A 16,559-nucleotide genomic window follows, 5' to 3' on the forward strand; every position below is an offset into this window, starting at 1 on the left:
TCTTGATGTTTTCATTTATTATTCAGATATTTGCAAACTCTTAAAAAAATAAGCGGCGATTAATTAATACATATAAGTCATGTCAAGAATTTGTGATTTAACCGGAAAGACTGCAATGAAAGGTCATAACGTTTCACACTCGAACGTTAAGACCAAACGCAAGTTTCACCCGAACCTTCAGCTTCAGAAGTTTTACATTCCTGAAGAGGATCGTTGGATTACGTTGAAAGTTTCTACTTCAGCTATCAAAACCATCAATAAAGTTGGTATCAGCGAAGCCATCAACCGGTTTGTTAAAAAAGGATATTTGTAGGATCAGGCTGTATTAATCAGCTATAAAAGATAAAAAAATGGCAAAAAAAGGTAACAGAGTACAGGTTATTTTGGAATGTACTGAGCATAAAACTAGTGGTATGCCAGGCATGTCAAGATACATCTCTACAAAAAACCGTAAGAATACTACAGAAAGACTGGAACTTAAAAAGTACAATCCGGTTCTGAAAAAAGTAACGGTACACAAAGAAATTAAATAGTTAAGGTTTCGATCAGCCGGCTTCTTTTTATGAGAATGCTGGTGTAATCACAAAACACAATACCATGGCAAAGAAAGTAGTTGCAACCCTGAAAACAGGAAAAGGCAAAGAATATTCTAAAGTGATCACCATGACCAAATCACCAAAAACTGGTGCTTACTCTTTCAAAGAGTCTATTGTTCACAATGATCATATTAAAGATGCGATCGCCGCGTCACAAGAAGGTCAATAATTCTATTATTGCGAGATATTAAAGCCGTCCTGTTATAAGCTGGAGGGCTTTTTTTATTTTAGTTCCCGAAATTCTTCCCCATGGGTTTATTTGATTTTTTCAAGAAAAAAGAGGCTGCGCCCGAGCAGCAGGAAGCGCTCGATAAGGGCCTCGAAAAAACGAAAGAAGGTTTCTTCAGTAAGATAACCAAGGCTGTTGCCGGAAAATCTACTGTAGATGACGATGTTCTCGACAACCTTGAGGAAGTGCTGGTAACTTCTGATGTCGGCGTTGCAACTACCCTTAAAGTCATAGACCGCATTCAGGCCCGCGTGGCCCGCGACAAATACCTTTCGACCAGCGAACTGAACGGCTTGCTGCGTGAGGAAATTCAACAACTGCTTGCCGAAAACAACAGCAACGATTTCAGAAATTTTGAATACGGCGATCATAAGCCGTATGTCATTATGGTTGTAGGCGTTAACGGCGTAGGCAAAACCACAACCATCGGAAAACTGGCCCATCAGTTGAAAAATGCCGGACTCAAAGTAGTTCTCGGCGCTGCGGATACGTTCCGGGCTGCCGCTGTTGACCAGATCAAATTGTGGGGCGAACGGGTTGGTGTACGTGTTGTTGCACAGGCAATGGGTTCTGATCCCGCTTCTGTCGCGTTTGACACCATTCAATCGGCCGTAGCCGCCAATGAAGACGTCGTTATTATCGATACAGCAGGTCGCCTTCATAATAAGGTCGGTCTCATGAATGAGCTGAGCAAGATCAAAAATGTCATGAACCGTATTGTTCCGGGGGCACCCCATGAGATCCTGCTTGTTTTGGACGGTTCTACCGGGCAAAATGCATTTGAACAATGCAAACAATTTACCGAAGCAACTGACGTCAATGCCCTTGCTATTACCAAACTGGACGGTACCGCAAAAGGCGGCGTAGTTATCGGAATTTCAGACCAGTTTAAAATACCGGTTAAATATATAGGTGTTGGCGAAAAAATGACCGACCTGCAATTATTCGACAAAAAAGCTTTTGTCGATTCACTTTTTAAATAGCCATCAGGCACAAGAAACGCGCATCGGGCGCTTGGAGGAGAACATGAACACGAAGACCGTAAACAGAGCTGTAAAACAAAAACAACCAAAAATCAATGTGATTACATTGGGTTGTTCCAAAAACATTTATGATTCTGAGGTACTCATGGGACAATTGAAAGGGAATAGCCTCGACGTGGTTCATGAGCCTGAACGCGTAGGCAAAGATGACATTGTGGTCATTAACACCTGCGGTTTCATTGACAACGCCAAACAGGAATCTATCGATACCATTTTGCAGTTCAGCGAAATGAAAGAGGCCGGTAAAGTGGGCAAAGTGATCGTGACCGGTTGTCTTTCTGAGCGCTATAAACCCGAGCTCGAATCAGAAATCAAAAATGTAGACGCTTATTTCGGAACGAACGATCTGCAGGGTATTCTGCAGACACTCGGCGCCAACTACAAGCACGAATTGATCGGCGAACGCCTGCTTACCACGCCAAGCCATTTTGCGTACTTCAAAATAGCAGAAGGCTGCAATCGCCCCTGTTCATTCTGCGCCATCCCGCTGATGCGCGGAAAACACCTGTCCCGACCTATGGAAGAACTTGTAAATGAGGCAAAGATTCTTGCGGCCAACGGCACCAGGGAGCTTATCCTGATTGCACAAGACCTGACTTATTATGGTCTCGATTTATACGGGAAGCGGAATCTGGACGAACTGCTGCGCAGGCTCTCTGATGTGAACGGCATTGAATGGATCAGGCTGCAGTACGCTTATCCGTCAGGGTTTCCTATGGAAATTCTTGATGTGATGAACGAACGGGCTAACATCTGTAAATATCTCGATATGCCTTTGCAGCATATTACCGACAATATGCTAAAATCAATGCGTCGTGGTATTACTAAACAAAAAACCGTCGACCTGGTAAATAGCATCCGCGATAAGGTTCCCGGTATAGCCATGCGTACTACGCTTATCTGCGGCTACCCGGGAGAAACGCAAGCCGATTTTGAAGAAATGCAGGCCTGGGTTGAAGAGACCCGTTTCGACCGTCTTGGTTGTTTCACTTATTCTCATGAAGAGAAAACACACGCGCATTTGCTTACAGACGATGTCCCCGATGAAGTAAAGCAGGAACGGGTAGACAGCATTATGGAAATACAGCAGGGTATTTCCTGGGAAATCAACCAGGAAAAAGTCGGCAAAACGTTCAAAGTACTTGTCGACAAAAAAGAAGGTGATTTCTTTATCGGCCGGACGGAATTCGACTCTCCCGAAGTTGATAATGAAGTGCTGATAGATGCGCGTTCAGGTTATGCTGCAAACGGAAGTTTTGTACAGGTAAAGATAGACCGTGCTGAAGACTTTGATTTGTACGGTCACGTAGCTCACAAAGAAGTATTGTCAGGCCTGCTGGTTTAGAAATCAAACCGAAGCCGCAATCCCGCATCGGTCAGGTTCAGATTGTCTTTTGAAAAATCTTTCATAGGTACCCGGAGAAAAGGCTCCAGGGCTACCGCATTCCTCGAATTGATCTTTTGACGGAACCCAACAGAGAGGTTATAAAAGCCTAGATATCTGGCGTTGTTATTTAGCTCCTCTCCTGAAAGCTGCCGCGTTTCCCGCTGGGTCACAACCATATTCCGGGTTTCCATTTGTCCGCCGGCTGTAGCATAAGACTGCGGTGCAATTTTGGGGACCAGGTAGTTATTTTGCTGCCGCTGGTTAAGTATGGCCATTGCAGATACGCCTGCTCCCGCATAGATTTTTTCACTGATGTGATAACGCAACTCCAGCGGCACACTCAGTCCCCTGATACTGGCATTTACCGATTCGAGCCTGGACTCAGCTTCCGGCGTATTAAAGGTTGTTGTTGCGGCTGGAAAATCCTGAACAGCCGGGGGCTGAAAGGCTACGTCTTTGAAGGTGCTCATTGCTGAATACGTTAAACCAGATGTCAGCGATAACTTCTTATTCAGCGCATACGTTACCGCGATTCCGTAACCAAGGTTTACCTTTTCGTCATTTCCCAGGGCCGGCGCTAGCACCATTCCCAGTTGCAGACCTCTCCTTTCCGGTGTAGGCTTTAGCTCGCCGCCCGGGCCTTTATCATCAGCAGCAGCCAGCATTTTCTCGAAAGGATCAGGCTGACGGGTTGTTGTATTTGGTGTCTCACCGACAGGTCCCTTAGCTGTCTGCATACTGTTTCCCGCTTGCGTGCCGGCAGTCGCAGATTCAGCCGGTACCTGCGCAGTTGCAGCTGATGTTACCTGAGCAGCAACAACCGCCGGCTGCTCTGCTCCGTATTCTATTGCTGATCTTGCGACGTTCGCAAACCTGTCATTTTCTAAGCCTGCAGCCTGTTCAGCCAGCCCGGTCTCAGATGAAGCTACGGCTGCCAGCCTGTGATCTTCAAATGCCGTCCCGGCAGACTTGCCAGAATCGCTGCGCGCCGACGCTATATTATCTTGAATAACTTTGGCAGATGAGTCAGGCTTGTTTGCAAACTCTGACCGCCCCGGTTCCTGCTGGCGCAGAAACAAGAACCCGGCAATAAGTATGATCGCAGCAGCGGCCATACCGCGCCAAAGCCAGGTTTTCTGCCGGAGGGGTGCCGCAGGCGGCTTGTTGAAACGTTCCCACGCACCATGATCATATTCCGCCTCATAATCAAGCAGCTCTTCCCTGATATGTCTGATGATTTCTTTATTTGTACGCTTCATAGGAACCTGTTAAATTTTGTGCATACAATTTTCTCAACTTACTCTTGGCACGGGTCAGATAAACCCGTGAGCTGCTCTCGGGAATAGACAGCGACGTGGCAATTTCTTCATGTGAAAATCCCTCGATCTCATACATATTAAAAACCAAGCGGTGTAACTCAGGCAATTGATTTAGAAGATTTAAAATATCCCTGACATGCAGTGCCGACAGAACATTAACTTCTTCAGCCTGGTCATCTGCCTCCGTCAGCTCCTGCATAAGCGACAGCTTTTTTGTACTTCGCAGGTGGTCAATAGCCGTTCGGGAAGTAATTTTTGCCATCCAGGATTTGAACGCTTTTGTACATTCCTCCTCGGTCTCGGGCGCCTGAAATCTCTGGATATGCGTAAAAATTTTGACAAAAGAATCATTCACCAGCTCCTGGATATCATCTTCATTGCTTGTATACCTGATAACGATGGCTTTCAGGTAACCATAGAACGATTTATAGATAAACTCCTTTGAACCGCTGTCATTTTTGCCACTGCTGGCAATCAATGTCCTCAGGTCTTTGATTCTCTTGATCACTGTGCGGTGGTTCGAACGCTGGTTTTCTTTTTGCTCATCGGCATCTAATGCAAGCCCGACAGCCAGATTGCGCAGGTTACCGAAACAAAAGCCAAAGGCTTTTCCCATTGCTCCGTACCCCTGCACAACCTGATCCACGGGTAATTATTGATTTGAGTTTAGCATCATACTGATTCCAAGCTTCGTGCTGTCGGCAGTACTGCTTTTCAGACCTTTAGCCCAGATCGTATATACCTTTCCGGCTGAAAGCGAAACGGTTGGTCTGGTGGCTTTAACAGCTGGATTTGCGCTTTCAGCAATTTCAAGCGTCAGACCTTCACCCGGATCAATATCGGCAAAATCTGCTATTTCTTTGAATGCTTTTGCTGTAGCGAGTTTGCCCTCTCTGCCTGTTATGGTGAGATCAAGCGCGGCAGCATCCGGACTGAGGTTAATAAAGCGCACGCGGGCCTTACCGCTTGCGGGCGCCACCAGCTTGTCTTCGGTTACAAGAAGGTCGATGTTGCTCAATTTATTAATGACGAATGCCGAATAGAACTTACCCGGGGTAAGCGAATAATTATTCTGCGCTAAAAATGTGCTCGAACCGCGGTTGGTTACGCCGAAGCGTCTTGTGCCGGGATAAGCCGCCAGATAATGGATTGCGCTATCCAGCTTAAACTCTCTCTGATTGGCGCGGGTATTATCAACAATAAAATCCAGCGAAGGCGCATCCGGAGATGCATGGATCATTGCAATGCCTGAGGCCTGAAGATCCTCATAATTATCATTGCGTTTGCAGGCTGTCAGTACACTGGCCAGGGCCGCTCCCGCTATCAAAACTTTTGTAACAGTTGTAAAACGCTCTAAAAATCTCATATCTGTGGTGTTTAGTTCGGGAACAAATTATGTTCGCCGGATAAATAATAACTTGTTTTCTTAAGTCAAATGGCCATTTGCTTTACCTGACAAAACGCCCTCCCCATGCCGGGCGCTACAGCACAGCTGTTTTTTTCCGCAGAAGGCTACAGTATCTTATGAGTGTAAAATATCTATTTCTCAAAAACGTAGTTTTATAAAATACATTACTTTCGTACCCCATGCAGGCAACTTACATTCCGTACAGCCAGACCAATGCTTTTTCAGGGCTGGTTCTTGATTACCTTGCCGGCCAACCTGATCTAGCAGCTTTTTATGCTGAGCGCCCCGACCTTGAAGGTCTTGGGAAAACAATCGAAAAAAGAAACTTCGGCGGCAACCGGCAAACACTCGTAAAGGTACTCAAAAACCAGTATTCGAATCTTAAGACGCATCAGGCGGTAGCCAATAATATAGAGCTGCTTCTTCGCGAAGAGACTTTTACGGTTACCACCGGCCATCAGCTTAACCTGTTTACAGGACCGCTATACTTTATTTATAAGATCGTCACCGCGATTAACCTGGCGCTCGAACTGAAGATTGCTTATCCTGAGCAGAACTTTGTTCCTGTATACTGGATGGCGACTGAAGATCATGATTTTGCAGAGATTAACCATGTTCAGGTTGAGGAAGAGCTGATCAGCTGGATACAGCAGGGCAATGGGGCTACCGGAAGGCTGAGCACCAAAACGGTTGCTGCTGCCGTAACAGCCTATAAAGGTTACCTTGGGCTCAGTGCCAACGGCAGAAAACTGGGCAGCCTGGTAGAAGATGCTTATCTGGGCAATTCGAACCTGGCCGATGCGACCAGGCAGCTTGTAAACAGCCTTTTTGAGAAATACGGCCTGGTCATTATCAATGCTGATGAGCCAGAACTGAAAGCGCAGTTCGCGGGGATTGCCGCCGATGATATCGTTCACCGGCACAGTGCCGCTCATATTGCTGCAAGCAGCGAGGCCCTGGCTTCCTGCGGTTACGGCGCTCAGGTTCATGGCCGGGAGATTAATTTTTTCTATCTCCGCGATCATCTCCGGGAGCGAATTGTTTTTGAAGACAATGTTTACAAAGTAAACAAAACCGATATCACCTTCAGCGAAAGCGGGCTCCTCGCAGAAATCAACGAACATCCCGACCGGTTTAGTCCCAATGTTGTGATGCGCCCGCTGTACCAGGAAATTGTCCTCCCAAATATTGCCTATATCGGTGGTGGAGCAGAAATTGCCTATTGGATGCAGCTTAAGGCAAATTTTGATTTTTACAAAACGGATTTCCCTGTGCTGATCCTGCGTAACTCCGCCTTGCTCATCGATCCGCGAAGTAAACAGAACCTGTTCAGGTTGGGCATAAGCCCGGACGAGATATTTGCAAATGAAGAAACGCTTGTAACCAACTGGGTGCACAACAATACGCGTAATCAGCTATTCCTGGCAGATGAAAGCCGCGAGATCCAGGCCTTATTTGACCGGATCAAACTCCAGGCCTTTAAAATTGACAAGAGTCTTTCCGAATCGGCAGATGCCGCGAAAACAAAAACGCTTCACCTGTTGGGAAACCTGGAAAAAAAACTGCTTCGCGCTGAGAAGCGAAACCACGAAATTTCCCTCCAGCAGATAAAAAATGTGAAGGCGCGCTTGTTTCCCGGCGGCAGCCTCCAGGAAAGGGTACTTAACCTGGCGCCAATGTACGTGAATTATGGCGAAGATTTCCTGTCTACCCTGATCGAGCGCTTTCAGCCTCTCGGGCAGCAGTTTACCATCATTACTCCTTAACATGACCGAACATTTATACACTGAGACCGCACTGCGGGAATTTACCCGTCAGGTATTTCTAGCTATGGGTTGCCCTGCGGGCGATGCTGAACTGGCTGCCGATGTACTTCTTCAGGCAGACCTAACGGGTGTTGATTCGCATGGTGTTGCAAGACTGAGTGGTTACGTCAGGCTTTGGGAAAAAGAACGCATTAATCCGCGGCCGCAAATCACGGTGGTCCACGAAACGCCGACAACGGCAACGATAGATGGTGACCGTGGCCTGGGGCTCGTTGTAGCGCCGTTTGCCATGAATCTGGCTATCGAGAAAGCCAGGACTTATGGAAGTGGCTGGGTTTCTGTAAAAAATTCCAACCATTTTGGTATTGCAGGCTACCATTCCCTGATGGCAGTGCGCCAGGATATGATTGGCCTGAGCATGACAAATGCAAGTCCGCTGGTTGCACCCACTTACAGCAATGAGCGGCTGCTTGGAACCAACCCGATTTGTTATGCATTTCCGGCAGGTAAACATGCACCGGTTGTGGTTGATATGGCAACGGCGGCAGCAGCAAACGGGAAGCTGGAAATTGCCCAGCGTACCGGCACCAAAATCCCTGAAGGTTGGGTGCAGGACAAAGATGGCAGGATTTCTACTGATCCAAACGAGCTGAAATCGGGTGGTGCCTTACTTCCGCTGGGAAGCGATAAGGCTCATGGAAGCCACAAAGGATATGGTCTTGGTGCTGCGGTCGACATTTTTTCGGCCGTTCTTTCGGGTGCAAATTATGGTCCGTGGGTCCCTCCGTTTGTCGCTTTCCTTGAACCTCCGGCAGATCCGGTCGGTGCGGGCATAGGCCATTTTCTTGGCGCCATGCGAGTCGATGGCTTCCGTCAGGTAGACGAATATAAACAGCACATGGATAATTGGATCGACCGTTTCAGTAGTTCGACAACGGTCGATCCGGATAAAAAAGTGATTATCCCAGGACAGCCTGAGCGCGAAGCAGAGACAGAACGCCGGGCAAATGGCATTCCGCTCGTTGTAGCGGTGGCGAATGATCTGCATGCACTCGCAGACCGGCTCGGACTTGCGCGGCTAACCTAAGCTTTCGGTTCGTCGTTAACCGGATAACCCTCTTCATCGAGGTCGTCGCGGTCGTCTTCAGGTGTACGGGCCAGAAGCTCGTCTTCTGATGACAGTTCTACGCTTTCGCCATTGTCAATGTGCATGCCGAGCTCCTCAAGATCATTCTCTTTGATTTGATCGCGCGTGCCATATTCATCGCCCAGGTAAGGATTTTGTTCATCATAGTCAGAATTGAAGTCTGCGCCTTCTTCAGCCGACGTCTCGTAAGGCAGCGGATGGTCATAATCCTTTTCCTCGCTCGGAACATCAAGCTCATAACTTTCCTTTTCCTCATCGTATCTCAGTTCACGATGGTTACGCTGATCATCGCTTTCTATTGAATGCAGTTTATCATCTGCAGGTCCTTGTTTATTCTCGTTCTCCATGGTGTTATTTTTAAAACGTAACAGCGAAAAACGCGGAAGGTTTGCTTATGACGGATTCGTGGCATCCGGAACACCTGTATGTTTTCAATTTTTATATCTTTGCGATTGACTACTAAAATTTTAAAAATTCCATATATGTCAGTACAAAAAATCAAAGTTGCCAACCCGGTTGTAGAACTGGACGGGGACGAAATGACCCGTATCATCTGGAAATTCATAAAAGACAAACTGATCCTGCCATATCTTGAGCTCGATATTAAATATTTCGACCTTGGTATCGAGTACAGGGATGAAACCAATGACCAGGTTACGATCGATGCGGCAGAAGCGATCAAACAATATGGTGTAGGTATCAAGTGTGCAACCATCACTCCTGATGAAGCACGTGTGGAAGAATTTAAGCTAAAACAAATGTGGAAGTCGCCGAATGGCACCATCCGCAATATTCTGGACGGAACCGTATTCCGTGAGCCGATTGTTACGAGCAACGTACCGCGCCTGGTACCAAACTGGACTGCGCCGATCTGCATTGGCCGTCATGCATTCGGCGATCAGTACCGCGCTACAGACTTTGTGACCAAAGGTAAAGGTAAACTGACTGTAACCTTTACACCTGAAGACGGCGGCGAAGCGCAAAGTTTCGAAGTTTATAACTTCAAAGGTGACGGCGTTGCACTGGCTATGTACAACACAGACGAAAGTATCAGGGGTTTTGCCCGCGCATGTTTCAACCAGGCGCTTATGAAAAAATGGCCGCTGTATCTTTCAACCAAAAACACCATTCTCAAAAAGTACGACGGCCGCTTCAAAGACATCTTTGAAGAAATTTATCAGAATGAATTCAAAGCAACCTTCGACGAGAATAACCTGGTTTACGAGCACCGCCTGATCGATGATATGGTTGCTTCAGCACTGAAATGGAATGGAAATTTTGTCTGGGCTTGTAAAAATTATGACGGTGATGTTCAGTCTGATACCGTGGCACAAGGCTTCGGTTCATTGGGTCTGATGACTTCTACCCTGATCACGCCGGATGGCAAAGTGATGGAAGCTGAAGCTGCACACGGAACGGTTACCCGCCACTATCGTGATCACCAGAACGGTAAACCTACGTCAACCAATCCGATTGCTTCAATCTTCGCGTGGACCCGTGGACTTGAGTTCCGTGGTAAACTGGACGGCAACGAAGAACTAATCAAATTCTGCCAGACACTTGAGCAGGTTTGTATTGAAACTGTAGAAAGCGGAAAAATGACGAAAGACCTCGCGGTTTGTATTCACGGAAACAAAGTAGAACACGGTCGTGATTACCTGTATACTGAAGAGTTCCTTGCGGCTATCGACGAGAATCTGCAGGCAAAACTCGCGTAAAAAACGAGAAAATAATTAAAAGACGCCCCCGTTTACACGGGGGCGTTTTTTTATATCATATTTTTTTAATTCTTTTTTTGAAATTCAAAAATATATACCTACAATTGCAGTGTACTATTTAACTAATACACTAGCATGGTCAAACTCTCTGATATCTCTTTCGCCTACAGTAAAGGAAGACCGGTTCTGGAAAAGCTGGATCTCGTGCTTGAAGCGGGGCACATTTACGGCTTACTTGGCCTGAACGGCGCCGGAAAAAGCAGTCTGCTGCACCATATTGCCGGACTGCTATTTCCAGACAGCGGCAGTGCTTCGGTGCTCGGCATGGAGCCAGCAAAACGAAGCGTAAAATTCCTGCAAACCGTTTATCTCCTGCCCGAGCAGCTGCCGGCAACATCGCTTTCTGCAAACAGCTACACCGGCGTATATGCATCGTTTTACCCCGCCTTCGACAAAGCTTATTTTACCCTTCTTCTAAAACAGTTTGATGTAGATCCTGCACAGCCGCTGGATAAGATGAGTTATGGCCAGGGAAAAAAGGCAATGATTGCCTTCGCAATCGCGACACGCGCACGTATTATTCTGATGGACGAGCCGACCAACGGCCTGGACATCCCTTCAAAACGTCAGTTCAGGAAGGTGATTGCCGGGGCCCTGCAAGACGATCAGCTTATGGTGATCAGCACACACCAGGTACGCGATCTTGACAACCTGATTGACCATCTGCTGGTGCTGAAAGACAGAAAAATCATTCTGAGTGCATCTGCAGACCACATTACAAACCGCCTGCTTTTCAAAAACACCGTAGACCCGCAACAGGAAACAGGCTTGCTTTATGCCGAGGGCGGTTTAAAGGGCTACGCAACCGTAGTGAAAAATCCAAATGGACAGGACTCAAAACTGGATATGGAAATTTTCTTCAACGCATTATTAACCGAAAAGGAAGCGATACTGGCTGCCCTGAATCAAAATCAAACAAACCATGGAATTCTCGCTTAAACGCATCTGGCTGCTGCTTAATCTTCAATGGACCGAAAACAGGAAGTTCTATTTCTGGATCATGCTTGGCCTGCCGGTAGTTATGGCGGTGGTGTTTTCATTTGCATCGTTTGCGCTTCCGGATGGATTAAGTCCCAATTACCAAACACCGGTTTTTGTTGGTGGTCTCATTATAACCAGCTGGATTTTCAGTACATCTGTCTTTAGTGTCTACACATCCAGCCTGCAGAATAGAAAAACACTAAGTATTCCGGCTTCCGCCCAGGAAAAAACGTTTTTGAGCATACTATTTGGAGTAGTCCTTTTTCCGGTTTTCTACTGCCTGGTGGTCTTCCCTACCCTATACCTGACCCACTACATAGACACGGAATGGATTGGCAACATCAACTCATTTATGGAACCCGACTTTAACGTGCTTGTCGTATTACCCTGTGTGTTGCTTCCGCTTATGCTCTTAAATGCGTTGTTCACCCTGATTTTCAAAAAGTACGCTTTCTTTAAATCGGTAGCGCTTACGGTCGCTTTGTTTGTTAGCATCAACTATGTAAATCAGCGGGCCATAGATCTTCTTTCGGGCAAAGAAGTTCCGCAATTATCTCCCGCGACGGCCAAAATGTTGAGAGATCATCATCTCGCCTATAACCGTCCAGGCGTTGGTGGCAGCGCGTTTACAAACTGGTCAGTTAACCTTCAGCGTCCTGACGCCCCTTACACAGGCGTAAGCGCTTCTGTAGTAGCGCCAAAGGGCATCTTCTGGATTCCGGCACTGCTCTATATTTTTTGTATCATCTCGCTTTATCTGAGTATTCTTTACAAAATCAGAGAAGCGACTACTTAACCCGACAACAATGGATTTCAACAATCAACAGGCCATTTACCTCCAGATTGCCGATTATGTCAGTGACCAGATCTTACTTGGCCGCTGGGCCGACGGGGACAAGGTGCCCTCGGTCCGGGAGCTGGCCGTAAATCTCGAGGTAAACCCGAACACTGTTATGCGGGCCTATGAACATCTTCAGCAACTCAACATCATATTTACCAAACGCGGTATGGGCTATTTTGTAACCGACAATGCCATGCAGGAACTAAAAAAAATAAAAAAAGACGCATTTATCACCGAAGAGCTTCCGGTAATGCTTAGAAAAATTGTCCTGATGGGTATAGATTTCGAAGATATCCGCGAGGCCTGGGAATCATTTTCTAAAAACTTTCAAAACGAACAAGATGAAAAAAAGTAATCAGATCCTGTTGGCAACGAGCATCGTGTTTATTGTCTCGCTCGTTATTTTTAATATCCGCATGGCCGGTGCATATAAAACCGGCAACTTTTCGGTTTCCGTTGCAGACTACAGCAACTACTGGAAAAATCAGCTGACAAGGGTCAGCTTACCCAGATTTAAACATCTTGTGGTAAACGGTGCCATTATCGTTAGAAAAGACAGCATGATTGTCGATTCAGCGTCTAAAGCGCAAAGTTGGGAACCGGTCTGTCTGGTATCAAACCGGCAAGGGAAAGAAAATTCGGTATATATCCTCAACGGACTGAAAGACAACCTGCGCTGGATACTTCGCAATGATTCGCTCTTCATTAGTATTGAGAAAAAGCGTGTCAGCAGTAACTTAAGGAGAGCAAATATCTGGGATCCAAGTCTTTTTATTGAAGTTGAAGAACTGCGTTCCATCACCGGAATAAATGCCAAGTTCAGAGTCGAAAATCTTGCGGGGAAAGATTCGCTTGATATCAACCTTGGCCGGGACAGCGAGCTGAATATCAACTGGGTTGGCGCTGATGCGCTTACCATACGCACGGGCGAACGCTGTCTTGTTCGATTTGGTGATATTGCATTCCTGGAAAGCGTAAAGCCCGGTATGAAATGGCCGGCAGTCCGGTATTTGCTTGGCAGGGGGAGCTCAATTGAGCTGGCGCAATCTGTACAACCTCCACACATGACCGCTATTGCCAATGAAAACGAAATTGTACGGAAGACCACGATTACAACAGTGCTCAGTCGTCCGGATTCGCCTCAGCAAGCTCAGCAAGTAAAATCAAAGTGAGGAGATCATTAGCACCTGACATCACATCCTGCCTCTGCTGTAAAAGAACTAAAAACTTAGCAACAAAATCGTTAACAGGGGTTAAATTCTGTTAAAATCATCCTCTTACACTAAAAAGAACTTAAACGAAGCCCTACCTTCAGCCATGCCTAAATTAACGCTCTCTCTGTTGCTGCTATTTGCAAGCCTGTTTAGTTATGCCCAAAAAGCAGCTATTAAGGGAACCGTATCTGATACCGTTTCCAAAGCGCCGCTTGAACTTGCCACCGTTGCTCTGGTCAATGCAAAAGATTCAAGTCTCATTTCGTATACCCTGAGTAATAAAAAGGGAGAATTCAGCTTAAGTGGCCTGCCGGCCGACCGGAGTATGCGGCTTATTATTTCGTTTGCCGGGTATCAGTCGTTCAAAAAAAACCTGTTGCTTAACAGAGGCGAAACCCTGGATATGAAAGTGATATCGCTGCAGGGCACTAACCTGGCTGATGTGGTGATCAGGCGGGGCAGCCCCGTAGTCGTCAAAAAAGACACAATAGAATTTGATGCCGAAGCCTTCAAGACGAGGCCGAATGCGGTTGTGGAAGAATTACTTCGCAAACTGCCCGGTGTGCAGGTTAATGTGGATGGCAGCATTCTGGTGAATGGAAAACCTATCAGCAAACTTTTGATTGACGGAAAGGAATTCTTTGGCAATGACCCAAAGGTTGCAACCAAAAATCTGGATGCAGACCTGATTGCAAAAATTCAGGTTTATGACGATCGTGATGATGACCCTGAACATAAGCTCAGCGCAACCGAGGTGAATAAGATCATCGATCTGAAGCTGAAAAGCAAGATCAGAAAGAGTACACTTGGGAAAGTGTATGTGGGAGGCGGTACGCGGGACCGGTATGAAGCCGGAGGTATTCTGAGCACGTTCAGAGACACCTTACAGATAAGTCTGATCGGAATGGGAAACAACCTGAACCGGACCGGCTTTTCGACACAGGAGTTATACAGCATGGGCGGATTTGACCGTTCAGGCGGTGACCAGGTCTGGAACGGCACCTTTGGCTCGAGCGGCGGCGGAGGCCTCGAAAACGTAATCGCAGGTGGGGCCAATATCAACAATAATTATGGGAAGAAGCTTAAAATGAATCTTCTGTATTTCTACAAACATAACGAACGAAACTTTGTCGGCAGCGGCTTTCGGGAGCAGACCCTCAGCAATACGCTTTTGAGCAACCGCTACAGTAACCGGTCGGACCTTTTTGAGAATAAACACGACCTGAGCGGACTTATCGCCTGGAACCCTGACACAATGCGGCAATTGCGGTATCAGCCCAAGATAAATATAGGCAGCACGAATAGCTATAACTCGGGATTTAATCAAAGCTTCAATACGCAGCAACCCAGGCTGAGCGACAACAACAGCCGTGGTCAAAACGCTCAGGATAATGGATCTTTCAGCCATAGCTTCAATTTCTACCGGCGTTTGAAACGGAAAGGCAGTTCGATTAACATTAATCACTTTTTGAATTTTAATGCCAATGATTCGGAAAATTTCAATTACAACGATCTCGTCTCCTATACTGCCGACCTCCAGTCTGAAATCTTCGACCGCCGCAATGGAGGAAGAAGGAGAAACAGCAGCGGCGTTCTGGGAATGAGTTACAACCTGCGACTGTGGAAAAAAGTAACGGCCGAAATTTATGCCGGCGTGAACATAAGCACCTCGGCAAACCTGGCAGAACTATTTGACCGCAACCGCACTACCGGGAATTATGATCTTTTTCTGGCTAACCAAAGCAGTGACATGCGCCGTACAACATTTACCGAAGACCTCACACCGGTACTGCGCTTTGACCTCACTAAAAATTATACACTTCGTGTGGGTGCTAACGGCAACATCCAGCGGGTAATTAATAAGTTTTATAATACGGGCCTGAGTGTAGACCGGAATCATTACAATGTATTTCCTTCCCTGTCATTAAATGGCCCCTGGTTCTCTGTGAACTACAATGAAAGTTTGAGTCAGCCGGATATTTCGCAGATGCAGCCAATCACGATCCAGTATAGCCAGTTGTACAGATTTTCCGGTAACCCGGACCTTCAGCCAATGCATTCCCGAAGGTTGTCCGCAAATATCTACAAGTATAACTATGCAAAACAGATAAACCTGAATGCTTATGGTAGTCTCACCATGCAATCTAACAATGTGATTCAACGCAATCTCATAGACGCAACGGGAGCCACAGCTGCTACTTATGTGAATAAGAGCGGGGGAATTAACGGCTATTTCGGCGGTAACATCGGCAAGCAATTCAAGAAATCGCAGAACTGGCAGGTCGGTATCAATACCAACCTGAATGGCAACATTGATCGTCGGGCTGTCTTCCTGAACGCTGACGAAGGTATACAGAACGGCTATCGGTTCAGCATTGGCCAAAATATGAGTTTCAATTACACCTCGCTTCTGTCTATCAATGCCCGCTACGATTTTGCAAGGCAAATGACCAGGTATGAGCAGGTAAACTTTGCGGCGGTGAATACTTATCAGCACACGGCGGGCGGCGATCTTAGCCTGAGGTGGCCGAAAAAAGTAATTTTTGATGCCAATTACAGCTTTAATTATAATCCTCAGGTAGGTCAGGGTTTTCAGCGAAGCGCGCACATGTTAAACATGGCTGTCTCTGTGCTGATGTTAAAAAAAGATCGTGGGCAGATCAAACTGTCCGTATACGATCTCCTGGATCAAAATATTTCTGTCTGGCGTTATGCTTCCGGCAACTCTGTTACGCTATCTGAAAATCAGGTGTTAAGACAATATTTTTTACTGAATTATCAATACAAGCTTAACAAATACAAGTAACAAAGCCCTGACAGGCCATTTGATCACAAACAAGAAGGCAGGGG

Annotated in this window: 17 protein-coding genes; 13 read left to right on the top strand and 4 right to left on the bottom strand. The window is 46.6% G+C overall.

Annotated features, from left to right (window positions below):
- The first annotated feature begins 79 nt into the window (after nucleotides 1-79).
- The 5 genes from rpmB to rimO all read left to right on the top strand — a co-directional run bounded on the left by rpmB (nucleotide 80) and on the right by rimO (nucleotide 3,213).
- Nucleotides 80-313, top strand: a complete 234-nt coding sequence (gene rpmB, locus EJV45_RS17955; RefSeq protein ID WP_107216617.1) for a 50S ribosomal protein L28 — start codon at nucleotides 80-82, stop codon at nucleotides 311-313.
- 37 nt (nucleotides 314-350) lie between these two features.
- A complete protein-coding gene (rpmG, locus tag EJV45_RS17960; protein ID WP_107216618.1) occupies nucleotides 351-533 on the top strand; it encodes a 50S ribosomal protein L33 in 183 nt (60 codons plus the stop codon).
- A gap of 64 nt (nucleotides 534-597) precedes the next feature.
- The gene (locus EJV45_RS17965) at nucleotides 598-765 is read left to right on the top strand and encodes a DUF4295 domain-containing protein (RefSeq protein WP_107216620.1); all 168 of its coding nucleotides are present in this window, start codon (nucleotides 598-600) and stop codon (nucleotides 763-765) included.
- Between the two features lie 80 nt (nucleotides 766-845).
- A complete protein-coding gene (gene ftsY, locus EJV45_RS17970) occupies nucleotides 846-1,808 on the top strand; it encodes a signal recognition particle-docking protein FtsY (protein WP_129717946.1) in 963 nt (320 codons plus the stop codon).
- Between the two features lie 43 nt (nucleotides 1,809-1,851).
- Nucleotides 1,852-3,213: a 30S ribosomal protein S12 methylthiotransferase RimO gene (rimO, locus tag EJV45_RS17975; RefSeq protein WP_129717948.1), complete on the top strand. Its 1,362-nt coding sequence runs from the start codon at nucleotides 1,852-1,854 to the stop codon at nucleotides 3,211-3,213.
- On the opposite strand, the gene EJV45_RS17980 is transcribed toward rimO, so the two are convergent.
- From EJV45_RS17980 to EJV45_RS17990, 3 genes are read right to left on the bottom strand one after another with little or no spacing between them, the layout of a single operon-like run.
- Nucleotides 3,210-4,514, bottom strand: a complete 1,305-nt coding sequence (locus EJV45_RS17980; protein ID WP_129717950.1) for a hypothetical protein — start codon at nucleotides 4,512-4,514, stop codon at nucleotides 3,210-3,212. The genes rimO and EJV45_RS17980 overlap by 4 nt on opposite strands.
- Nucleotides 4,498-5,220, bottom strand: a complete 723-nt coding sequence (locus EJV45_RS17985) for an RNA polymerase sigma factor (protein ID WP_240755338.1) — start codon at nucleotides 5,218-5,220, stop codon at nucleotides 4,498-4,500. The genes EJV45_RS17980 and EJV45_RS17985 overlap by 17 nt, the downstream gene beginning before the upstream one ends.
- 6 nt (nucleotides 5,221-5,226) lie before the next feature.
- Nucleotides 5,227-5,940 carry a DUF4397 domain-containing protein gene (locus tag EJV45_RS17990; RefSeq protein ID WP_129717952.1) on the bottom strand — a complete coding sequence of 238 codons (714 nt, stop codon included), beginning with the start codon at nucleotides 5,938-5,940 and terminating at the stop codon, nucleotides 5,227-5,229.
- 221 nt (nucleotides 5,941-6,161) lie between these two features.
- Here EJV45_RS17990 and bshC point away from each other — a divergent pair, with 221 nt between their 5' ends.
- Nucleotides 6,162-7,748: a bacillithiol biosynthesis cysteine-adding enzyme BshC gene (gene bshC / locus EJV45_RS17995; RefSeq protein WP_129717954.1), complete on the top strand. Its 1,587-nt coding sequence runs from the start codon at nucleotides 6,162-6,164 to the stop codon at nucleotides 7,746-7,748.
- A gap of 1 nt (nucleotide 7,749) precedes the next feature.
- Entirely contained in the window at nucleotides 7,750-8,835 is a 1,086-nt protein-coding gene (locus EJV45_RS18000; protein WP_129717956.1) for an Ldh family oxidoreductase, read from the top strand.
- Here EJV45_RS18000 and EJV45_RS18005 read toward each other — a convergent pair.
- A complete protein-coding gene (locus tag EJV45_RS18005) occupies nucleotides 8,832-9,242 on the bottom strand; it encodes a hypothetical protein (RefSeq protein ID WP_129717958.1) in 411 nt (136 codons plus the stop codon). The two genes, EJV45_RS18000 and EJV45_RS18005, sit on opposite strands and share 4 nt — an antisense overlap.
- 135 nt (nucleotides 9,243-9,377) lie before the next feature.
- Here EJV45_RS18005 and EJV45_RS18010 point away from each other — a divergent pair, with 135 nt between their 5' ends.
- The 6 genes from EJV45_RS18010 (at nucleotide 9,378) to EJV45_RS18035 (ending at nucleotide 16,515) form a co-directional block, all read left to right on the top strand.
- Nucleotides 9,378-10,613, top strand: coding sequence for an NADP-dependent isocitrate dehydrogenase (locus EJV45_RS18010; RefSeq protein ID WP_129717960.1), 1,236 nt, complete (start codon nucleotides 9,378-9,380; stop codon nucleotides 10,611-10,613).
- Nucleotides 10,614-10,748: 135 nt separating this feature from the next.
- The gene (locus EJV45_RS18015) at nucleotides 10,749-11,612 is read left to right on the top strand and encodes an ABC transporter ATP-binding protein (RefSeq protein ID WP_129717962.1); all 864 of its coding nucleotides are present in this window, start codon (nucleotides 10,749-10,751) and stop codon (nucleotides 11,610-11,612) included.
- Nucleotides 11,596-12,450: a hypothetical protein gene (locus EJV45_RS18020; RefSeq protein ID WP_129717964.1), complete on the top strand. Its 855-nt coding sequence runs from the start codon at nucleotides 11,596-11,598 to the stop codon at nucleotides 12,448-12,450. Before EJV45_RS18015 ends, EJV45_RS18020 begins: the two co-directional genes overlap by 17 nt.
- A gap of 10 nt (nucleotides 12,451-12,460) precedes the next feature.
- Nucleotides 12,461-12,850, top strand: coding sequence for a GntR family transcriptional regulator (locus EJV45_RS18025; protein WP_129717966.1), 390 nt, complete (start codon nucleotides 12,461-12,463; stop codon nucleotides 12,848-12,850).
- A complete protein-coding gene (locus EJV45_RS18030; protein WP_129717968.1) occupies nucleotides 12,837-13,667 on the top strand; it encodes a hypothetical protein in 831 nt (276 codons plus the stop codon). The genes EJV45_RS18025 and EJV45_RS18030 overlap by 14 nt, the downstream gene beginning before the upstream one ends.
- Nucleotides 13,668-13,812: 145 nt before the next feature.
- The gene (locus EJV45_RS18035; protein ID WP_129717970.1) at nucleotides 13,813-16,515 is read left to right on the top strand and encodes an outer membrane beta-barrel protein; all 2,703 of its coding nucleotides are present in this window, start codon (nucleotides 13,813-13,815) and stop codon (nucleotides 16,513-16,515) included.
- Nucleotides 16,516-16,559 lie beyond the last annotated feature (44 nt).

Origin of the sequence: Pedobacter sp. SYP-B3415 (assembly GCF_004138205.1) — a bacterium.
GTDB lineage: Bacteria > Bacteroidota > Bacteroidia > Sphingobacteriales > Sphingobacteriaceae > Pedobacter.

Coding starts and splice junctions, on each gene's coding strand:
- rpmB (WP_107216617.1), top strand. CDS start 80: ATGTCAAGAATTTGTGATTTAACCGGAAAGACTGCAATGAAAGGTCAT.
- rpmG (WP_107216618.1), top strand. CDS start 351: ATGGCAAAAAAAGGTAACAGAGTACAGGTTATTTTGGAATGTACTGAG.
- EJV45_RS17965 (WP_107216620.1), top strand. CDS start 598: ATGGCAAAGAAAGTAGTTGCAACCCTGAAAACAGGAAAAGGCAAAGAA.
- ftsY (WP_129717946.1), top strand. CDS start 846: ATGGGTTTATTTGATTTTTTCAAGAAAAAAGAGGCTGCGCCCGAGCAG.
- rimO (WP_129717948.1), top strand. CDS start 1,852: ATGAACACGAAGACCGTAAACAGAGCTGTAAAACAAAAACAACCAAAA.
- EJV45_RS17980 (WP_129717950.1), bottom strand. CDS start 4,514: ATGAAGCGTACAAATAAAGAAATCATCAGACATATCAGGGAAGAGCTG.
- EJV45_RS17990 (WP_129717952.1), bottom strand. CDS start 5,940: ATGAGATTTTTAGAGCGTTTTACAACTGTTACAAAAGTTTTGATAGCG.
- bshC (WP_129717954.1), top strand. CDS start 6,162: ATGCAGGCAACTTACATTCCGTACAGCCAGACCAATGCTTTTTCAGGG.
- EJV45_RS18000 (WP_129717956.1), top strand. CDS start 7,750: ATGACCGAACATTTATACACTGAGACCGCACTGCGGGAATTTACCCGT.
- EJV45_RS18005 (WP_129717958.1), bottom strand. CDS start 9,242: ATGGAGAACGAGAATAAACAAGGACCTGCAGATGATAAACTGCATTCA.
- EJV45_RS18010 (WP_129717960.1), top strand. CDS start 9,378: ATGTCAGTACAAAAAATCAAAGTTGCCAACCCGGTTGTAGAACTGGAC.
- EJV45_RS18015 (WP_129717962.1), top strand. CDS start 10,749: ATGGTCAAACTCTCTGATATCTCTTTCGCCTACAGTAAAGGAAGACCG.
- EJV45_RS18020 (WP_129717964.1), top strand. CDS start 11,596: ATGGAATTCTCGCTTAAACGCATCTGGCTGCTGCTTAATCTTCAATGG.
- EJV45_RS18025 (WP_129717966.1), top strand. CDS start 12,461: ATGGATTTCAACAATCAACAGGCCATTTACCTCCAGATTGCCGATTAT.
- EJV45_RS18030 (WP_129717968.1), top strand. CDS start 12,837: ATGAAAAAAAGTAATCAGATCCTGTTGGCAACGAGCATCGTGTTTATT.
- EJV45_RS18035 (WP_129717970.1), top strand. CDS start 13,813: ATGCCTAAATTAACGCTCTCTCTGTTGCTGCTATTTGCAAGCCTGTTT.